We start from the raw sequence: 16,723 nt of genomic DNA, 5'->3' as shown, positions 1-16,723 counted from the left end.
ATGAGACGGGTAGTTGTCACGGGTCTGGGTATCGTTTCCTCGATCGGAAGCGACGCGGCCGAAGTCACCGAATCCTTGCGCCAGGCAAAGTCGGGCATTTCCTTTTCCAACGATTTCGCCGAACACGGCTTCAAGTGCCAGGTCTGGGGCAGTCCGAAGCTCGGTCCGGCAGAACTGGGCGAACTGGTCGATCGCCGGGCCATGCGCTTCCTGTCGCAGGGCGGCGCCTGGAACCATGTCGCCATGAAGCAGGCGATCGCCGATTCCGGCCTGGAAGAGACGGACTACGCTCAGAACGAACGCGCCGGCATCATCATGGGCTCCGGGGGACCCTCCACCCGCACGCTCATCGAAGCTGCCGATATCACCGTCAAGAACAACAGCCCGAAGCGCATCGGCCCCTTTGCCGTGCCGAAGGCGATGTCCTCGACCGCATCCGCCACGCTCGCCACCTGGTTCAAGATCCACGGCGTCAACTATTCGATCTCGTCGGCCTGCTCGACCTCTGCCCATTGCATCGGCAATGCCGCGGAAATGATCCAGTGGGGCAAGCAGGACGTAATGTTTGCCGGCGGCCATGAGGATCTCGACTGGACGATGTCCAACCTCTTCGACGCCATGGGCGCCATGTCGTCCAAATACAACGATGCGCCCGATACCGCCTCGCGCGCCTATGACGTCAACCGCGACGGTTTCGTCATCGCCGGCGGCGCCGGCGTGCTGGTGCTGGAAGAACTCGAGCGCGCCAAGGCGCGCGGCGCCAAGATCTACGCCGAAATCGTCGGCTACGGCGCGACTTCGGATGGCTACGACATGGTCGCTCCCTCGGGCGAGGGCGCTATCCGCTGCATGCGCCAGGCGCTTTCCACCGTCAAAGGCGATGTCGACTATATCAACACCCACGGCACGTCGACGCCGGTCGGCGACAGCAAGGAGATCGGCGCCATCCGCGAGGTGTTCGGCGCTAAAATCCCGCATATCCAATCGACCAAATCGCTGACCGGCCATTCGCTGGGTGCGGCCGGCGTGCAGGAATCGATCTATTCCCTGCTGATGATGCAGCAAGGTTTCATCGGCGAAAGCGCCCATATCACCGAGCTCGATCCCGAATTCGAGGGCGTGCCGATCGTGCGCAAGCGTATCGACGATGCGAAGATCGATATCGCCCTTTCCAACTCCTTCGGCTTCGGCGGTACCAACGCCACGGTCGTCTTCCAGCGCTATAACGGATAATAACATGACTGGAATCATGCAGGGTAAGCGCGGCCTCATCATGGGCGTCGCCAATAACCATTCGATTGCCTGGGGGATCTCGAAAGCTCTCGCCGGACAGGGTGCGGAGCTGGCCTTCACCTATCAGGGGGATGCGCTCGGCAAGCGTGTCAGGCCGCTTGCCGCCGAAGTCGGCTCGGATTTCGTGCTGCCCTGCGACGTCGAGGATGTCGCTTCGGTCGATAGCGTGGTCGATGCGATCGGCGAGCGCTGGGGCAAGCTCGATTTCATCGTCCACGCCATCGGCTTCTCCGACAAGAACGAGCTGAAAGGTCTCTACGCCGATACGACGCGCGAGAATTTCAGCCGCACTATGGTGATTTCCTGTTTCTCCTTCACCGAAATCGCCAAGCGCTGCGCTCCGCTGATGGAAGGCAGTGGCGCGATGCTGACGCTGACCTATAACGGCTCGACGCGTGTCATTCCGAATTACAACGTCATGGGGGTCGCCAAGGCAGCGCTCGAGGCTTCGGTGCGTTATCTCGCCGCCGATTACGGCCCGCGCGGCATCCGCGTCAACGCGATTTCCGCCGGCCCGATCCGCACGCTGGCCGGCGCCGGCATTTCGGACGCACGCGCGATCCTCTCCTGGAACCAGCGCAATGCGCCGCTGCGCAAGACCGTGACCATCGACCAGGTCGGCAACTCGGCGCTCTACCTGTTGTCCGACCTCTCCGCCGGCGTCACCGGCGAGATCCACTTCGTCGATGCCGGTTTCAACATCACCTCGATGCCGACGCTCGATACATTGCGTACGGCGGACGTGGAATAAAGGCACCCGATTGAAATGCAAAGGCCGTGCGCAGATCCTGCGCACGGCCTTTTCTGTTCCCCGACGAGCATCGGCTCGAAGCCGCTTGGGTCTTACTTCTTCGCCCAAAGCACCTTGAAGCGGGCGTTGCGGCAGGTTTCGCCGCTTTCCCTGAAATTCACTGCCAGAACCGACTCATAAGGCAGGCCGCGATTGGCGACGAGCATCAGCCGGCCACCGCCGCGAAGGGCGGAGGCGGCGGTCTTGATCATCGCCTGGCCGAGCGATGGCTCGGCCGCATGTCCTTCGTGGAAGGGCGGGTTCATGATGACCAGATCGTATTTGTCCTTGACCGGCTCGCCCGCCAGATCGTGCCAGAAAAAGCGCACTGGCGCGTTTGGGCAGTTCTCCGCCAGATTATCCCGTGCGGCATCCAAGGCGGCGTGGTTGGCTTCGTAGAGGTCAAGACGGGCCATTCCGCGCGATCTCTGCGCCAACTCGACCGAGAGATAACCCCATCCGGCGCCGAAATCGGCAGCGTCGCCGGTAAAATCCGTCGGCAGGCGCGAAGCCAGCAGTTCCGAACCGGCATCGATCCGGTCGTGCGAGAACATGCCGGCCGCCGCATGGAAGCGAGCATCGACGCGCACCGGCGACTTTGCCAGTTTGGAGATGATGTCGCCGGCATCGGCGGGGCGGCCGAACCAGAAGGCGACGCCGTGATATTTCGGCATATGGTCGATGGCGAGGCCGAAGCCTTCCAGACGCTTGCGCAGGGGCTGAATGCCGTCCTCCTTGGCGCCGGCAACGACGATCAGGCCGCCGGCCCGCGTGCGGGCGATCGCAGCGGCCAGATTGGCCTCGTTCTCGCCCTTGTGCTTGGTGCAGAGCACGAACGCCGCGTCATAATCCTCGCCGTCGATTTCCGGCTTGGCGTCGATCCGCTGCGCCAGAAGCTGGCGGTAAAGCGGCCGGAAGCCCTGGACGGCGCTGAGCGAGGCGGCAAAACCTTCCGGCAGCGCAAAACCTGCCTCGGCGCCGAGGAAGAGCACACGCTCGCCCTCGCCGGGCGTCCGGACTGTGCCGCTGGCAAAGGGGTGGAACAGGGTCTTCAGCGTCTCGCGGCTCATGGATCTCGTCTCATTTAGAATACAAAAAGGGCGCGGAAGCTTCCCGCGCCCAAAATTAAATCTGGCAGACGCGGCTTATTCGGCCGCTTCTTCCTTCTTCTTCTCGTTCGGGATTTCCTGGCCGGTGGCCTGGTCGACGACCTTCATCGACAGGCGAACCTTGCCGCGTTCGTCGAAGCCGAGCAGCTTAACCCAGACCTTATCGCCTTCCTTGACGACGTCCTGCGTCTTGGCGACGCGTTCCGAAGCGAGCTGCGAGATATGGACGAGGCCGTCGCGGGCACCGAAGAAGTTGACGAAGGCGCCGAAGTCGGCAGTCTTGACAACAGTGCCTTCGTAGATCTGGCCGATTTCAGGCTCGGCGACGATCGAGTGGATCCACTTGCGGGCCGCTTCGATCTCCTTGCCGGAAGAGGAGGCGATCTTGACGGTTCCGTCGTCCTCGATGTTGATCTTCGCGCCGGTCTTTTCGACGATTTCGCGGATTACCTTGCCGCCGGAGCCGATGACTTCACGGATCTTGTCGACCGGGATGTTCATGACTTCGATGCGCGGAGCGAATTCGCCGAGCTGGCCGCGGCTTTCGGTGATGGCCTTGGCCATTTCGCCGAGGATATGGGCGCGACCGCCCTTGGCCTGGCCGAGAGCGACCTTCATGATCTCTTCGGTGATACCGGCGATCTTGATGTCCATCTGCAGCGAAGTGATGCCGTCGGCCGTACCGGCAACCTTGAAGTCCATGTCGCCGAGATGATCTTCGTCACCGAGAATGTCGGAGAGGACGGCGAAGCGATCGCCTTCCAGGATCAGGCCCATGGCGATACCGGCAACCGGCTTTGCGAGCGGGACACCTGCATCCATCAGCGCGAGCGACGTGCCGCAGACGGTCGCCATAGAGGACGAGCCGTTCGATTCGGTGATTTCGGAAACGACGCGCAGCGTGTAGGGGAACTGCTCGGCCGAGGGCAGCATCGGACGGATCGCACGCCATGCGAGCTTGCCGTGGCCGATCTCACGGCGACCCGGGGAGCCCATGCGGCCGGTCTCACCAACCGAGAAGGGAGGGAAGTTGTAGTGGAGCAGGAAGCGCTCCTTATACATGCCGGTCAGGCTGTCGACATACTGCTCGTCTTCGCCGGTGCCGAGCGTGGCAACCACGATCGCCTGCGTTTCGCCGCGCGTGAAGAGCGCCGAACCGTGCGTGCGCGGCAGAAGGCCGACTTCCGAAACGATCGGACGAACGGTTTCAAGGTCGCGGCCGTCGATGCGGCTCTTGGTGTCGAGGATGTTCCAGCGGACGATTTTGGCCTGCAGGTGCTTGAAGATCGCGCCGACTTCTTCGGCCGTATACTTGGCTTCGCCTTCCTCCGGGAGGAAATGCGCCTTTACCTTGGTTTTGACGGCATCGACGGCGGCGTAGCGGTCGGCCTTCAGGGTGATCTTGTAGGCTTCGCGCAGTTCGGCTTCGGCAAGCCCAAGCATTTCGCTTTCGAGCGCGGAGTAATCTTCCGGCTGGAAGTCGCGCGGCTCCTTGGCGGCGACTTCGGCGAGCTTGATGATCGCGTCGAGAACCGGCTGGAAACCCTTGTGGCCGAACATGACGGCGCCGAGCATGACGTCTTCAGGCAGTTCCTTGGCTTCGGATTCAACCATCAGCACGGCGTCGTAGGTGCCGGCGACGACGAGGTCGAGGCTCGACTCATCCATCTCGTCGAGATGCGGGTTGAGGACATATTCGCCATTGATGTAGCCGACGCGTGCGCCGCCGACCGGGCCCATGAAGGGAACGCCGGAAAGCGTCAGCGCCGCCGAGGAGGCGATCATGGACAGGATATCAGGATTGTTCTCGAGGTCGTGCTGGATAACGGTGACGACGACCTGTGTGTCGTTCTTGTAGCCTTCCGGGAAGAGCGGGCGGATCGGGCGGTCGATCAGGCGGGAAACGAGCGTTTCGTTTTCGCTCGGACGTCCCTCGCGCTTGAAATAGCCGCCGGGGATCTTGCCGGCTGCGTAGGTCTTTTCCTGGTAGTTGACGGTCAGCGGGAAGAAGTCCTGGCCGGGCTTCGGCGCCTTGGCCGAGACGACGGTGGCGAGAACGACGGTTTCGCCGTAGGTGGCGAGAACCGCGCCGTCGGCCTGACGGGCGATCTTGCCGGTTTCAAGCTTCAGCGGGCGGCCGGCCCACTCGATTTCCACTGTGTGAGTATCAAACATATCTTGTCCTTCAATGCGGGAGCACGCGCCACTGCCGATATCAAGGCGCAGCGCACAGTCGACCGCAATCAATGCGACATATCACGGGCAAGACAACGGGAGGCTTTACATCAGCAGTTTCCCGGACTTCAGAGTTCCTGAGAAACTGAGGCCAAAGCCTTAAAGAGCTTTGGCCGAAAGCATCCGGCAATCCTGCCCCATGACAGGTCAGCGGTTGGTTTGGCAGAACCGGCCCATCCGGGTCCGCCGGTCATTCCACCGCTTGAGATAGGGCGCGGGCGGAACATTTCATCGGGAACGTCATCCCGAAACAGAGCCGGCGGACGCTTGAAGCGCCCGCCGGACAATCTTAGCGGCGGATACCCAGGCTGGTGATCAGCTTGGAATAACGGCCTTCATCCTTCTTCTTGAGATAGTCAAGAAGCGAGCGGCGGCTCGAAACCATCGTCAGCAGGCCACGGCGGGAATGGTTATCCTTCTTGTGGTCCTTGAAGTGTTCGGTCAGGTTGTTGATGCGTTCGGTCAGGATCGCGACCTGGACTTCCGGAGAACCGGTATCGCCTTCGGCGGTTGCGTATTCCTTGATCAGCGCAGCCTTGCGCTCAGCAGTGATCGACATCGGATGTCCCTTTCTATGAGAGGAGAAGAAGTCGCCAAAAGCCGGGATGCCGTCCAGCTTTGGCCGTGAATGCGAGCAGGCGGACCTGACGCTGGCGCTGCCTATAAACCAAATATGCAGCGATGGAAAGAGGGGACTCCCGTAGCGACCCTCAAGGGCTGGCCATGGCGCCCCGGATCAGGGCATCGTAACCCTCGGGATCCTGCAGCATGGCGAAATGGCTGGCGTCTTTGAGGATGACAAGCTTGGCGCCCGGTATCTGCTTTGCCATCATCTCCGTATGACCGAGCTCGATGGCCTCATCATGGTCGCCGATGGCAAGTGTCACCGGCACCGTGATCTTCGCAAGGTCGGCCGCCGTCCAGTTCGGCTGCGTCGCTCACATCTGCGAAATCTGCGTGACGAAGGCGTCATATTCGTTCGGTGTCGGCGACAGCTTTTTGTACTGCTCGCCGGCGACATTGATGTAGTCGTTGAAAGTCTTGTTGCTCATGACATCGGCCTTGACGCCATCTGTCGTGACATTGGCTGCCTGGGCAATGACTCGTGTGAGCTTTTCCGGATGTTTCATCGCCATGTCGATGCCGATGATGCCGCCGTCCGACCATCCCACCAGCGTCACCTTGTCGATTTTCAGATAATCGAGAAGAGCCGCGTAATCCGATGTCATTAGCTCATAGCCGAAGGGCTGCTGGCTGCGCGTCGAGCGGCCGTGACCGCGGCTGTCGGCAACGATGACCAGATGATCCCTGGCGAACTCGGCGACCTGGTGGCCCCAGACATCGGCATTGCCAAGGCCGCCATGTATGAAGAGGATCGGCTCGCCCTGACCGTATTCGGCATAATACATCTTGATGTCGTTGACACCGGCCATGCCGCTCGTCTTCGCCGCCGGCATTGCAGGAAAGGCCGGAAGTTCGGCCCAGCGCTCTGCGGATCGGGCACCGGCCACGATCAGCAAGGTCGATAAGAACGTCAGTGCAGCAATAATGATCGCGCGCATAATTTCCCCTCAGGCCGCAATGGTCTGACACGGAAGATATCGCAACGTGACCGAATGACAACCATCGGTAGTCAAAAACCGAACGATCTCAGGCGAAAACACGCTTGGGACGAAACTCGCCCTGGCCGATTTCGCCGATCGCGATCAGCCTGCCGCGTGCCGTCGCATAGGCTTCGCTTTCGGCAATCGGGGCATCGCGGCCGCGCACCAGGATCGGATTGCCCATCTTCAGCCGGTGCGCCTGATCGTCGTTGATGACGAGATGGGGCAGGGCAGACAATGCTTCGCAGGTGTCGATCAGCAGTGCGTCGAGAGCGGCGAGCCGCTCGTCCATATCCTCGATCGCTTCGAGCGCCACCAGGTTTGCGAGTGGCACCATGGCCTCTTCCGCGAAGGGCGCGACGAAGGTGCGCCGCAGCCCTGATATATGGCCGTAGCATCCGAGTTCACGGCCAAAATCGCGGGCAAGCGCCCTGACATAGGTGCCCTTGCCGCATTCCACTTCGAAATGCGCGGTATTGGCATCCGGGCAGGCAAGCAGGGTTAAGCGGAAGATTTCGACTTCACGCGAAGGGATCTCGACGGCTTCGCCTTCGCGCGCCAGGTCGTAGGCGCGTTCACCTGCTATCTTAATGGCGGAAAACTGCGGCGGAACCTGGCTGATGGTGCCGATATATTTTGGCAGGATATCGCGGATCTGCTGTTCGCTCGGGCGCTCGTCCGAACTTTCAGTGACCTCGCCCTCGAGATCGTCCGTCGCGCGCTCTTCGCCCCAGCTCACCGTGAATTCATAGATCTTACGGCCGTCCATCACATAGGGAACGGTCTTGGTCGCGTCGCCGAGCGCGATCGGCAGCATGCCGGAGGCGAGCGGATCGAGCGTGCCGGCATGACCGGCCTTCTGCGCCTTGTAGAGCCACTTAATCTTGGAAACGGCTTCTGTCGAGCCGAAATCCACCGGCTTGTCGAGGATCAGCCAGCCGGAAATCGGGCGGCCCTTGGGTTTGCGTGGTTTGGACATCAGTCTCTTCTGTTATTGTTCGTCGTTGTCGCCGTCGAGGTCCCGGCTTACCTCGGGCGAACGCAGCAGCTCGTCGATCTTCTTGTAATTGTCGAAGCTCGTATCGTCGCGGAAGCGCACCTCCGGCATGTATTTCATCTGCCGAAGCTGCGGTCCGAGCCGGCCGCGGATGAACTTCGCATGGCGGTTCAACGCTTCGATGACGATACTGTGGTCGGAAACGCCGAGCGGCGTCACGTAGGCCGTGGCAATCTTCAGATCGGGCGACATGCGCACTTCCGAGATCGAGATCACCGTCGCCTCGATGATGTCGTCACGCACTTCGCCGCGCTGCAGCACCTGGGTGATCGCTGCGCGGACCTGTTCGCCAACGCGCAGCATGCGCTGCGAAGGCGCGGAGGATGTTGGTCTGGTCATTGTTATCTCTATTTGCCGATGCGGCTGGGAATCGAACCCGTCAAAGGAGAGCGTCCATGACTCTTTTGGCCGAAAAGGTCAAGCCGGCAGGGAGAAAAGCCATCCGCCGGGGAGCGGATGGCTGTTGTAAAGCTGCTGTGACGCCTAGGATTAAAGCGTGCGCGTGATATGTTCGACGCGGAAGCACTCGATGACGTCGCCGACGCGCATGTCCTCGTAGTTTTCGAAGGCCATGCCGCATTCCTGGCCCATCGGCACTTCGGAGACTTCGTCCTTGAAGCGCTTGAGGGTCTTGAGCTTGCCTTCGTGAACGACGACGTCGTTGCGGATGAGGCGGACGCCCGCACCACGCTCGACCTTGCCTTCGACGACACGGCAGCCTGCGACCTTGCCGACCTTGGTAATGTTGAACACTTCCAGGATCTCGGCATTGCCGATGAAGGTCTCGCGCCGTTCCGGAGACAGAAGGCCCGACATCGCCGCCTTCACGTCATCCACGAGGTCGTAGATGATGTTGTAGTAGCGGATCTCGATGCCCTGGCGCTCGGCGAACTGCCGCGCCTGCGCATTGGCGCGAACGTTGAAGCCGATAATGGCCGCGTTCGAGGCTTCGGCGAGCGACATATCCGACTCGGTGATGCCGCCGGCGCCCGAATGGACGATACGGGCGCGGACTTCGTCGGTGCCGAGCTTTTCCAGCGCGCCGGCAATCGCTTCGATCGAACCCTGCACGTCGCCCTTGATGACGAGCGGGAACTCCTTGATGCCGGTGCTCTGCATCTGCGTCATCATCTGTTCCAGCGAGCCGCGCTGTCCCGACTGGCGGGCAGCCGCCTTGTCGCGGGCAAGACGCTGACGGTATTCCGAGATCTCGCGGGCGCGGCTCTCGCTTTCGACCACGGCGAACTTGTCGCCGGCCTGCGGCGTGCCGGAGAGACCGAGCACCTCGACAGGCATGGCCGGCGGCGCTTCCTTCATGTGCTCGCCCTTGTCGTTGACGAGGGCGCGCACACGACCCCAGACATCGCCTGCGACGATGATCTGGCCCGGCTTCAACGTCCCGTTCTGAACGAGAACCGTGGCAACCGCGCCGCGGCCGCGGTCGAGCTGGGCTTCGATGACGGTGCCTTCGGCGGTACGGTTCGGATTGGCCTTGAGGTCAAGGATTTCCGCCTGCAGCAGAACGGCTTCGAGCAGCTTGTCGAGGTTCTTGCCTGTCTTGGCCGACACTTCGACGTCAAGTGTTTCACCGCCCATCGATTCCACGAAGACTTCGTGCTGCAGAAGCTGGTTGCGCACCTTCTGCGGATCGGCTTCGTGCTTGTCGACCTTGTTGATCGCCACGATGATCGGAACACCGGCCGCCTTGGCGTGGTTGATCGATTCGATCGTCTGCGGCATGACGCTGTCGTCGGCCGCCACAACCAGGATCGCAATGTCGGTCGCCTGCGCGCCGCGGGCACGCATGGCCGTGAAGGCGGCGTGGCCGGGGGTGTCGATGAAGGTGATCTTCTGGCCGTTCTGCTCCACCTGATAGGCGCCGATATGCTGGGTGATGCCGCCGGCTTCGCCGGCAACCACGTTGGCATGGCGGATGGCGTCGAGCAGCGAGGTCTTGCCGTGGTCGACGTGGCCCATGATGGTCACGACGGGCGGACGGGAAACACGGTCGCCCTCGACGTCGGCAACGTTGAAGATGCCAAGTTCGACGTCCGACTCAGAGACGCGCTTGACCGTATGGCCGAATTCGCCGGCGATGAGTTCGGCAAGGTCGGCGTCGATGACGTCGCCCGGCTTCATCATCTGGCCTTCCTTCATCAGGTACTTGATGACGTCGACGGCGCGTTCGGACATGCGCTGCGACAGTTCCTGAATGGTGATGGTTTCCGGCAGAACGACTTCGCGGGAGATCTTCTCGCGGGTTTCCTGCATCTGGCTGCGGCGGAACTTTTCCTGCCGGCGGCGCATCGCCGAAAGCGAACGGCTGCGGCCGGCGTCCTCACCGTCGACGTCGGCGGTGGTGATCGTCAGCTTGCCGCGGCGGCGTTCGTCATCCGTCTTCGGACGTGTGGTGACCGGCTTTGCGGGCTCGGGACGAACGACGCGGCCACGGGCCGGACTGCCGCGCGCAGCACCCCGATCGTCGTCGCCATCCTCATCGCGACGACCGCGGGCGCCGGCAGGTGCGGCGGCGCCGGGAGCCGGACGGGCGGCGGCAGGTGCAGCGCCATCGGGCCGGCGGGCAGCCGGAGCCGGTGATGCCGGCCGCGGTGTGCTCGGGCGGGCTTCGGCTGCAACGGGAGCCGGTGCTGCCGGTTCGGCGACCGCAGGTGCCTCCGCCTGTCGGACAGCCTCTTCGGCGGCCCTGCGGGCGGCTTCTTCGGCCTCGGCCGCCTTGCGGATAACCTCTTCGGCGGCGCGGCGCTTTTCCTCCTCGGCGCGGCGAATCGCATCCTGGGCGTCACGCGCCTGGGATTCGGCCAACGCGCGGCGTCGCGCATCCATCTCTTCCGGCGACAGATGATTCAGAACCACCGGGCGCGGACGATCGTTCGGGCGCGGCTGCTGATAGGACTGCTGCGGCGGACGCTGGTTGGTCTGGCCCCCGCCAGGCTGGTGAATCCGCGGCGCCGGCGTCGACTGCTGCGGACGCGCCTGAGCGGGTGCCGGCGCCGGCTCGGCTGCGCGAACCGGGGCTGCGGGGACCGCAGGCGTGATCGGCTTTTCGTCTTCCGGACGCATCGGGCGCCGCTTGCGGGTCTCGACCACGACCGCTTTGGAGCGACCCCGACCCATATCCTGGCGAACGGTGCCCTGGCTCATCCCCGATGGTTTCAGGGTAAGCGTCTTCTTGCCCGTTACGCTGAGTGTCTTGTCGTCGTTACTATCGGTCATTCGTTCCCGTTCCTTCGGACAGGGAGCGATGACTAGATCAGACCCTGTCGTTCAAATACTGTCGATCAATGAGAATGAGACCGGCCGATGCCGGTGACCGCCTCATTGTTTTTGCCGGCCAGCGCCGCCCGCTGCCCGGGACTGACCGCCAATACGGTACTGTTCGAGCATCTTTGCGCGCTTCACTACACCCTCACCCGCCTGCCCTGCAAGCACTGCGGCATGGATAAAAGCATTCTGGCCCATCAGGCCCTCCATTTCGCTCTCCGAGAAGAAACGGTAGGAAGGTATCTCCTCCTCGGTCTCCATTCCGAGGTGCCAGGCCTTGCGGGCCTGGTCGATTTTTCGGACTCCGTCGTCCGCTGCGTCAGTCGAGTGAAACACCGCAAGGGCTGCTCCACTTCTGACCGCGGCATCCACTTTCGAGGCGCCGCTGACGAACTGGCCGGCTTTGCGCGCCATATTCATCATCTGCATCAATTGCGCCGCCAGCAGCCGGTCGACGCTGGCGCCGAGATCGTCCGCCGCCCTCACTTCCGCTTTCAGGGCGCGGGCGAAGAGCTTCTTCGCCACCGCCCTGTCGACCAGCGACCGGTCGACTTTCACCCAGCATCCGCGTCCCGGAAGCTCGCGCTTCAGGTCGGCGACGACGGTTCCATCGGGAGCGGCGACGAAGCGGATCAGCTCTTCCGGCGATCCGCTTTCGCGCGTCACGATGCACATGCGCCCGTTCACGTCATAACCTGCAAGATCGTCGTCTTCAGGCAGAGCGTTCGGCTCATGCGCGGTCATCATGCTTCCTGTTCGGCTTCGGTGACCTCTTCTTCGGCCCCCTTCGCCAGGTCCTCTTCCGTGATCCAGCCGGCTGCGAGGCGAGCCTGGACGATCATCTGTTCGGCCTCGACGCGCGAGACGTCGAACTTCGAGAACAGGCCTTCGAACTTCTTCGTTTCGCCGTTCTTGCGTTCCGTCCAGCCGACGAGGTCATCGGCGGCGCAACCCGCGAAGTCTTCGATCGTCTTGATGCCGTCTTCGCCGAGCGCCACCATCATCTGGGCGGTCATGCCGTCGATCTGGCGCAGTTCGTCCTCGACGCCGAGCGCCTTGCGCTTCTCGTCCATCTCGGCTTCGAGACGCTCGAGGAATTCGCGGGCGCGCTGCTGGATTTCCTGCGCCGTCTCTTCGTCGAAACCGTCGATCGAGGAGATTTCGTCGAGATCGACATAAGCCAGTTCTTCGACTGCGGCAAAACCTTCCGATGCCAGAACCTGGCCGACCATTTCGTCGACATCGAGCGAGTCCATGAACAGGTTGGTGCGCTCGTTGAATTCCTTCTGGCGGCGCTCCGATTCCTCGGCCTCCGTCATGATGTCGATATCCCAGCCGGTCAGCTGCGAGGCGAGGCGGACATTCTGACCGCGGCGGCCGATCGCAAGCGACAGCTGCTCGTCGGGAACGACGACTTCGATGCGCTCGGCATCTTCGTCGAGAACGACCTTGGCGACTTCAGCCGGCTGCAGGGCGTTGACGACGAAGGTCGCCGGGTCTTGGCTCCACGGGATGATGTCGATCTTCTCGCCCTGGAGTTCGCCGACGACGGCCTGGACGCGCGAACCGCGCATACCCACGCAGGCGCCGACCGGGTCGATCGAACTATCGTTCGAGATCACGGCGATCTTGGCGCGCGAGCCCGGATCGCGGGCGACCGACTTCACCTGGATGATGCCGTCGTAGATTTCGGGCACTTCCATGGTGAAGAGCTTCACCATGAACTGCGGATGCGTGCGCGACAGGAAGATCTGCGGGCCGCGCTGCTCGCGGCGGACGTCATAGACGTAAGCGCGGACGCGATCGCCATAGCGCACGTTCTCGCGCGGGATCATTTCGTCGCGGCGAATGATGCCTTCGCCACGGCCGAGGTCGACGATGACATTGCCGTATTCGACTCGCTTGACGGTGCCGTTGACGATTTCGCCGACGCGGTCCTTGAATTCGTCGAACTGGCGGTCGCGCTCGGCTTCACGCACCTTCTGCACGATCACCTGCTTGGCGGACTGTGCGGCGATGCGGCCGAAGTCCATCGGCGGCAGCGGATCAGCGATGAAATCGCCGAGAGCGGCGTCGGGATTGCGGTCGCGGGCAAGCTCCAGCGGGATCTGCGTCGAATAATCCTCGGCCTTGTCGACGACTTCGAGCAGGCGCTGCAGCCGGATTTCGCCGGTCTTCGGATTGATGTCGGCCCGGATGTTGGATTCGGTGCCGTAACGCGAGCGTGCCGCCTTCTGGATGGCGTCAGCCATTGCGGCAAGCACGATCTCGCGGTCGATGACCTTTTCGCGCGCCACTGCATCTGCGATCTGCAGAAGTTCGAGCCGGTTCGCACTGACTGCCATTGTCTTGTTTCTCCGTCTTTACCCCGGGGTTCCCGTCCCTGGAGCGGTCTGTTGATCGGTTATTCCTGCTCGTCCGCTTCGTTCTGGTTGGCGGCCTGCGCTTTCGCCAGCTTGTCGGCGCGCAACGCATCGCGGATCAGATCGTCGGTCAAAATGAGCTTCGCATCGCTAAGCGCCGTGAAGGGAATGGTGACCTTCTGCTCTTCCCCATAGGCAACCTGGTCACGCTCGAGCGTGAAACCATTTGCGTCTGCTTCGACGATCTTGCCGCGGAAGCGCTTGCGGTTGTCGATCATGATCGACGTCTCGCATTTCACCAGGTGACCTTGCCAGCGAACGAAATCGGATTTCCGCACCATCGGGCGGTCGATGCCGGGCGAAGACACTTCGAGATGATACTCTTTATCGATCGGATCTTCCACATCGAGGACGGGAGAAATCGCCATCGAGACTTCTTCGCAGTCCTCGACCGTCATCGTGCCGTCGTTGCGCTCGGCCATGACCTGCATGGTCGCACCGTTCTGGTTCAGCATGCGCACGCGGATGAGCCGGAAGCCCAGTCCGATGAGAACGGGTTCGATGATATCGGCAAGACGCTGGTCAAGCCCGGTCTCGGTAATTAGCCGCGGCTCAAGTTCGTTGTCTGCGTTCGTCATGTCCGACAAGCGGTGCGCTCCTCGCAATTTCAAGCTGTTCAGGCGATCGAGCTAATAAAAAAGAGCGGGTCCTTGCGGCCCACTCTTCATCAAGCGATCAAGAATTTGAGAGCCATATAGTCGGGTTTTTACCAAATTGCAAGGTCTGCGGCCAATTCCGCCAATTCGCTTCCGGCAAGGTGAACGAAGGCTATGGCCAGCGAACGTCTTGCGCATATATTGCCGATGGGCGCGATGACAAAGCGGGAGGAAACGTGGCGCATACTTCGTCGACATTGGCGCCGTTGCGGCACGATACCTATCGCGCAATCTGGTTTGCGAGCCTTTCCTCGAATTTCGGCGGCCTGATCCAGGCGGTGGGGGCTGCCTGGATGATGACGACGATCACCGCCTCGGAGGACATGGTCGCGCTGGTGCAGACGTCGACGGCGCTGCCGATCATGCTGTTTTCCCTGATATCGGGCGCGCTTGCCGACAATTACGACCGCCGCCGGGTCATGCTGACGGCGCAGTGCATGATGCTCATCGTGTCGGCGTTACTGACGGCCGCCGCCCTTCTCGGTTGGGTCACCCCCTGGCTGCTGCTCTTCTTCACCTTCCTGATCGGCTGCGGTACCGCGCTCAACAATCCCTCCTGGCAGGCCTCCGTCGGCGACATGGTGCCGCGCGCCGACCTGCCGGGCGCCGTCACGCTGAACAGCATGGGCTTCAACATCACCCGCAGCGTCGGTCCGGCGATCGGCGGCGTCATCGTGGCGGCAGCGGGTGCTGCCGCGGCCTTTGCGGTGAACACCGCAAGTTACCTCGCCCTGATCTACGCCCTGCTGCGCTGGCGTCCGAATACGCCCGTCTCCACCCTGCCGCGGGAGGCGCTGGGCAGCGCCATCTTCGCCGGCCTGCGTTATGTCTCGATGTCGCCCAATCTTGAAAAGGTCCTGGTGCGAGGGCTGATCTTCGGCATCGGCGCGAGCTCGATTCTAGCGCTGCTGCCGGTCGTCGCCCTTCATCTTGTCGCAGGCGGCCCGCTGACCTACGGCTTCATGCTCGGCGCCTTCGGCATCGGCGCGATCGGTGGTGCGATGCTGAGTGCGAGAATGCGCCAGGCGCTGTCCAGCGAGACGATCATCCGCCTGGCCTTTGCCGGTTTTGCGCTGAGTGCCGTCGTCGCCGCCGTCAGCCCGAGCGCCGTCCTCACCTCAGCCGGCTTGCTGGTCGCCGGCGCCTGCTGGGTCTCGGCGCTCTCGCTTTTCAACACCATCGTTCAGCTCTCGACGCCGCGGTGGGTGGTCGGCCGCGCGCTGTCGCTCTACCAGACTGTCACCTTCGGCGGCATCGCCGGCGGCAGCTGGCTATGGGGCGTCGCTGCCGATCGCTATGGCGTCGCCGATGCGCTGCTGATGTCGTCAGTGGTCATGCTGCTCGGCATTGTCATCGGCCTGCGTTTTTCCATGCCGGCCTTCGCCTCGCTCAATCTCGACCCCTTGAACCGCTTCACCGCGCCGGCGCTCAGCCTCGACATCACGCCGCGCAGCGGCCCGATCGTCATCCAGGTCGATTACGAGATTGCCGACGACGACCTGGCCGAGTTCATGGCGCTGATGGGGGAGCGCCGCCGTATCCGCATCCGCGACGGCGCCCGGCATTGGGCGCTGATGCGCGATCTGGAAAATCCCGGGCTGTGGACGGAAAGCTACCATACGCCGACCTGGGTCGAATATATCAGACACAACCAGCGGCGCACGCAGGCCGATGCCGAAAACATCGACAGGCTGCGCGCGCTCCACCGCGGCGAAGGCCCGCCCCATGTCCACCGTATGATCGAGCGCCAGGCCATTCCGCCCGATGACGACGTCTTCCACAAGGCGCCGGTCGACCTGCATCATTGAGAACGACCATGTCCAGTTTCAGGCTCGCCCGCCAAGCCGATCTCGCCGCCATCGTCCGACTCTTGGCCGACGACGATCTCGGCGGCACCAGGGAAATCGTCTCCGATCCCGTCGATCCACGTTATCTCTCGGCCTTCACCGCAATCGAGGCGGATGCCAACCAGTTGCTGGCCGTGGCAATCGACGCGGCTGGCCATGTCGTCGGCTGCCTGCAGCTGAGCTTTCTTCCCGGCCTCTCCCGGACCGGCATGTGGCGCGGTCAGATCGAAAGCGTGCGTATCGCAAGAGAGTTTCGCGGCGCGGGCCTCGGTGCGCAATTCATCGAATGGGCGATCGCCCAATGCGTCGAGCGCGGCTGCGGCCTCGTGCAGCTGACATCGGACAAGACGCGGAAAAACTCGATCCGCTTCTATGAGAAGCTCGGCTTCGTCGCCAGCCACGAAGGCCTGAAGCGCACGCTCTGACG

The 16,723-nt window shown here is 62.5% G+C and carries 13 protein-coding genes and 1 pseudogene; 4 read left to right on the top strand and 10 right to left on the bottom strand.

The window, feature by feature from the left end:
- Positions 1-1,233: a beta-ketoacyl-ACP synthase I gene (gene fabB / locus GA0061105_RS09470; protein WP_092749634.1), complete on the top strand. Its 1,233-nt coding sequence runs from the start codon at positions 1-3 to the stop codon at positions 1,231-1,233.
- 4 nt (positions 1,234-1,237) lie between these two features.
- Complete coding sequence (fabI, locus tag GA0061105_RS09465; RefSeq protein ID WP_064693300.1) at positions 1,238-2,044, top strand: enoyl-ACP reductase FabI; 807 nt, start codon at positions 1,238-1,240, stop codon at positions 2,042-2,044.
- A 92-nt stretch (positions 2,045-2,136) separates the two neighbouring features.
- Here fabI and GA0061105_RS09460 read toward each other — a convergent pair whose 3' ends face one another.
- From GA0061105_RS09460 to rimP, 10 genes and pseudogenes are all read right to left on the bottom strand, one after another.
- Positions 2,137-3,153 carry a class I SAM-dependent methyltransferase gene (locus GA0061105_RS09460; RefSeq protein WP_092749632.1) on the bottom strand — a complete coding sequence of 339 codons (1,017 nt, stop codon included), beginning with the start codon at positions 3,151-3,153 and terminating at the stop codon, positions 2,137-2,139.
- 75 nt (positions 3,154-3,228) lie between these two features.
- Positions 3,229-5,367 carry a polyribonucleotide nucleotidyltransferase gene (gene pnp / locus GA0061105_RS09455; protein WP_064693302.1) on the bottom strand — a complete coding sequence of 713 codons (2,139 nt, stop codon included), beginning with the start codon at positions 5,365-5,367 and terminating at the stop codon, positions 3,229-3,231.
- A gap of 349 nt (positions 5,368-5,716) precedes the next feature.
- Positions 5,717-5,986 carry a 30S ribosomal protein S15 gene (gene rpsO, locus GA0061105_RS09450; protein ID WP_064693303.1) on the bottom strand — a complete coding sequence of 90 codons (270 nt, stop codon included), beginning with the start codon at positions 5,984-5,986 and terminating at the stop codon, positions 5,717-5,719.
- Positions 5,987-6,137: 151 nt separating this feature from the next.
- Positions 6,138-6,989: pseudogene (locus GA0061105_RS09445) on the bottom strand (alpha/beta fold hydrolase).
- Positions 6,990-7,077: 88 nt separating this feature from the next.
- Positions 7,078-8,010 (bottom strand): tRNA pseudouridine(55) synthase TruB, encoded by a 933-nt coding sequence (gene truB, locus GA0061105_RS09440; protein ID WP_064693305.1) that lies wholly within the window; start codon positions 8,008-8,010, stop codon positions 7,078-7,080.
- Positions 8,011-8,022: 12 nt separating this feature from the next.
- The gene (rbfA, locus tag GA0061105_RS09435; protein ID WP_009993666.1) at positions 8,023-8,427 is read right to left on the bottom strand and encodes a 30S ribosome-binding factor RbfA; all 405 of its coding nucleotides are present in this window, start codon (positions 8,425-8,427) and stop codon (positions 8,023-8,025) included.
- 150 nt (positions 8,428-8,577) lie between these two features.
- Entirely contained in the window at positions 8,578-11,322 is a 2,745-nt protein-coding gene (gene infB / locus GA0061105_RS09430) for a translation initiation factor IF-2 (protein ID WP_092749630.1), read from the bottom strand.
- 102 nt (positions 11,323-11,424) lie between these two features.
- Complete coding sequence (locus GA0061105_RS09425; RefSeq protein WP_208601633.1) at positions 11,425-12,117, bottom strand: RNA-binding protein; 693 nt, start codon at positions 12,115-12,117, stop codon at positions 11,425-11,427.
- Positions 12,114-13,715, bottom strand: coding sequence for a transcription termination factor NusA (gene nusA / locus GA0061105_RS09420; RefSeq protein WP_092749626.1), 1,602 nt, complete (start codon positions 13,713-13,715; stop codon positions 12,114-12,116). The genes GA0061105_RS09425 and nusA overlap by 4 nt, the downstream gene beginning before the upstream one ends.
- A gap of 59 nt (positions 13,716-13,774) precedes the next feature.
- Positions 13,775-14,380, bottom strand: a complete 606-nt coding sequence (gene rimP / locus GA0061105_RS09415) for a ribosome maturation factor RimP (protein ID WP_092749624.1) — start codon at positions 14,378-14,380, stop codon at positions 13,775-13,777.
- Positions 14,381-14,625: 245 nt separating this feature from the next.
- Between rimP and GA0061105_RS09410 the strand changes: the two genes are divergently transcribed.
- Together GA0061105_RS09410 and GA0061105_RS09405 are read left to right on the top strand one after the other, a co-directional pair.
- Entirely contained in the window at positions 14,626-16,257 is a 1,632-nt protein-coding gene (locus GA0061105_RS09410) for an MFS transporter (RefSeq protein ID WP_092749622.1), read from the top strand.
- A gap of 8 nt (positions 16,258-16,265) precedes the next feature.
- Complete coding sequence (locus GA0061105_RS09405; protein WP_092749620.1) at positions 16,266-16,721, top strand: GNAT family N-acetyltransferase; 456 nt, start codon at positions 16,266-16,268, stop codon at positions 16,719-16,721.
- The last annotated feature ends 2 nt before the right edge of the window (positions 16,722-16,723 follow it).

Source organism: Rhizobium aethiopicum, from assembly GCF_900094625.1.
Classification (GTDB): Bacteria; Pseudomonadota; Alphaproteobacteria; order Rhizobiales; family Rhizobiaceae; genus Rhizobium; species Rhizobium aethiopicum.
This window is presented reverse-complemented; position numbering and strand designations above follow the sequence as displayed.

What these genes read in the sequence shown, in the direction of transcription:
- GA0061105_RS09460 (WP_092749632.1), bottom strand. Translation starts at nt 3,153, where the DNA reads ATGAGCCGCGAGACGCTGAAGACCCTGTTCCACCCCTTTGCCAGCGGC.
- fabI (WP_064693300.1), top strand. Translation starts at nt 1,238, where the DNA reads ATGACTGGAATCATGCAGGGTAAGCGCGGCCTCATCATGGGCGTCGCC.
- rbfA (WP_009993666.1), bottom strand. Translation starts at nt 8,427, where the DNA reads ATGACCAGACCAACATCCTCCGCGCCTTCGCAGCGCATGCTGCGCGTT.
- infB (WP_092749630.1), bottom strand. Translation starts at nt 11,322, where the DNA reads ATGACCGATAGTAACGACGACAAGACACTCAGCGTAACGGGCAAGAAG.
- rpsO (WP_064693303.1), bottom strand. Translation starts at nt 5,986, where the DNA reads ATGTCGATCACTGCTGAGCGCAAGGCTGCGCTGATCAAGGAATACGCA.
- GA0061105_RS09425 (WP_208601633.1), bottom strand. Translation starts at nt 12,117, where the DNA reads ATGATGACCGCGCATGAGCCGAACGCTCTGCCTGAAGACGACGATCTT.
- GA0061105_RS09405 (WP_092749620.1), top strand. Translation starts at nt 16,266, where the DNA reads ATGTCCAGTTTCAGGCTCGCCCGCCAAGCCGATCTCGCCGCCATCGTC.
- pnp (WP_064693302.1), bottom strand. Translation starts at nt 5,367, where the DNA reads ATGTTTGATACTCACACAGTGGAAATCGAGTGGGCCGGCCGCCCGCTG.
- fabB (WP_092749634.1), top strand. Translation starts at nt 1, where the DNA reads ATGAGACGGGTAGTTGTCACGGGTCTGGGTATCGTTTCCTCGATCGGA.
- truB (WP_064693305.1), bottom strand. Translation starts at nt 8,010, where the DNA reads ATGTCCAAACCACGCAAACCCAAGGGCCGCCCGATTTCCGGCTGGCTG.
- nusA (WP_092749626.1), bottom strand. Translation starts at nt 13,715, where the DNA reads ATGGCAGTCAGTGCGAACCGGCTCGAACTTCTGCAGATCGCAGATGCA.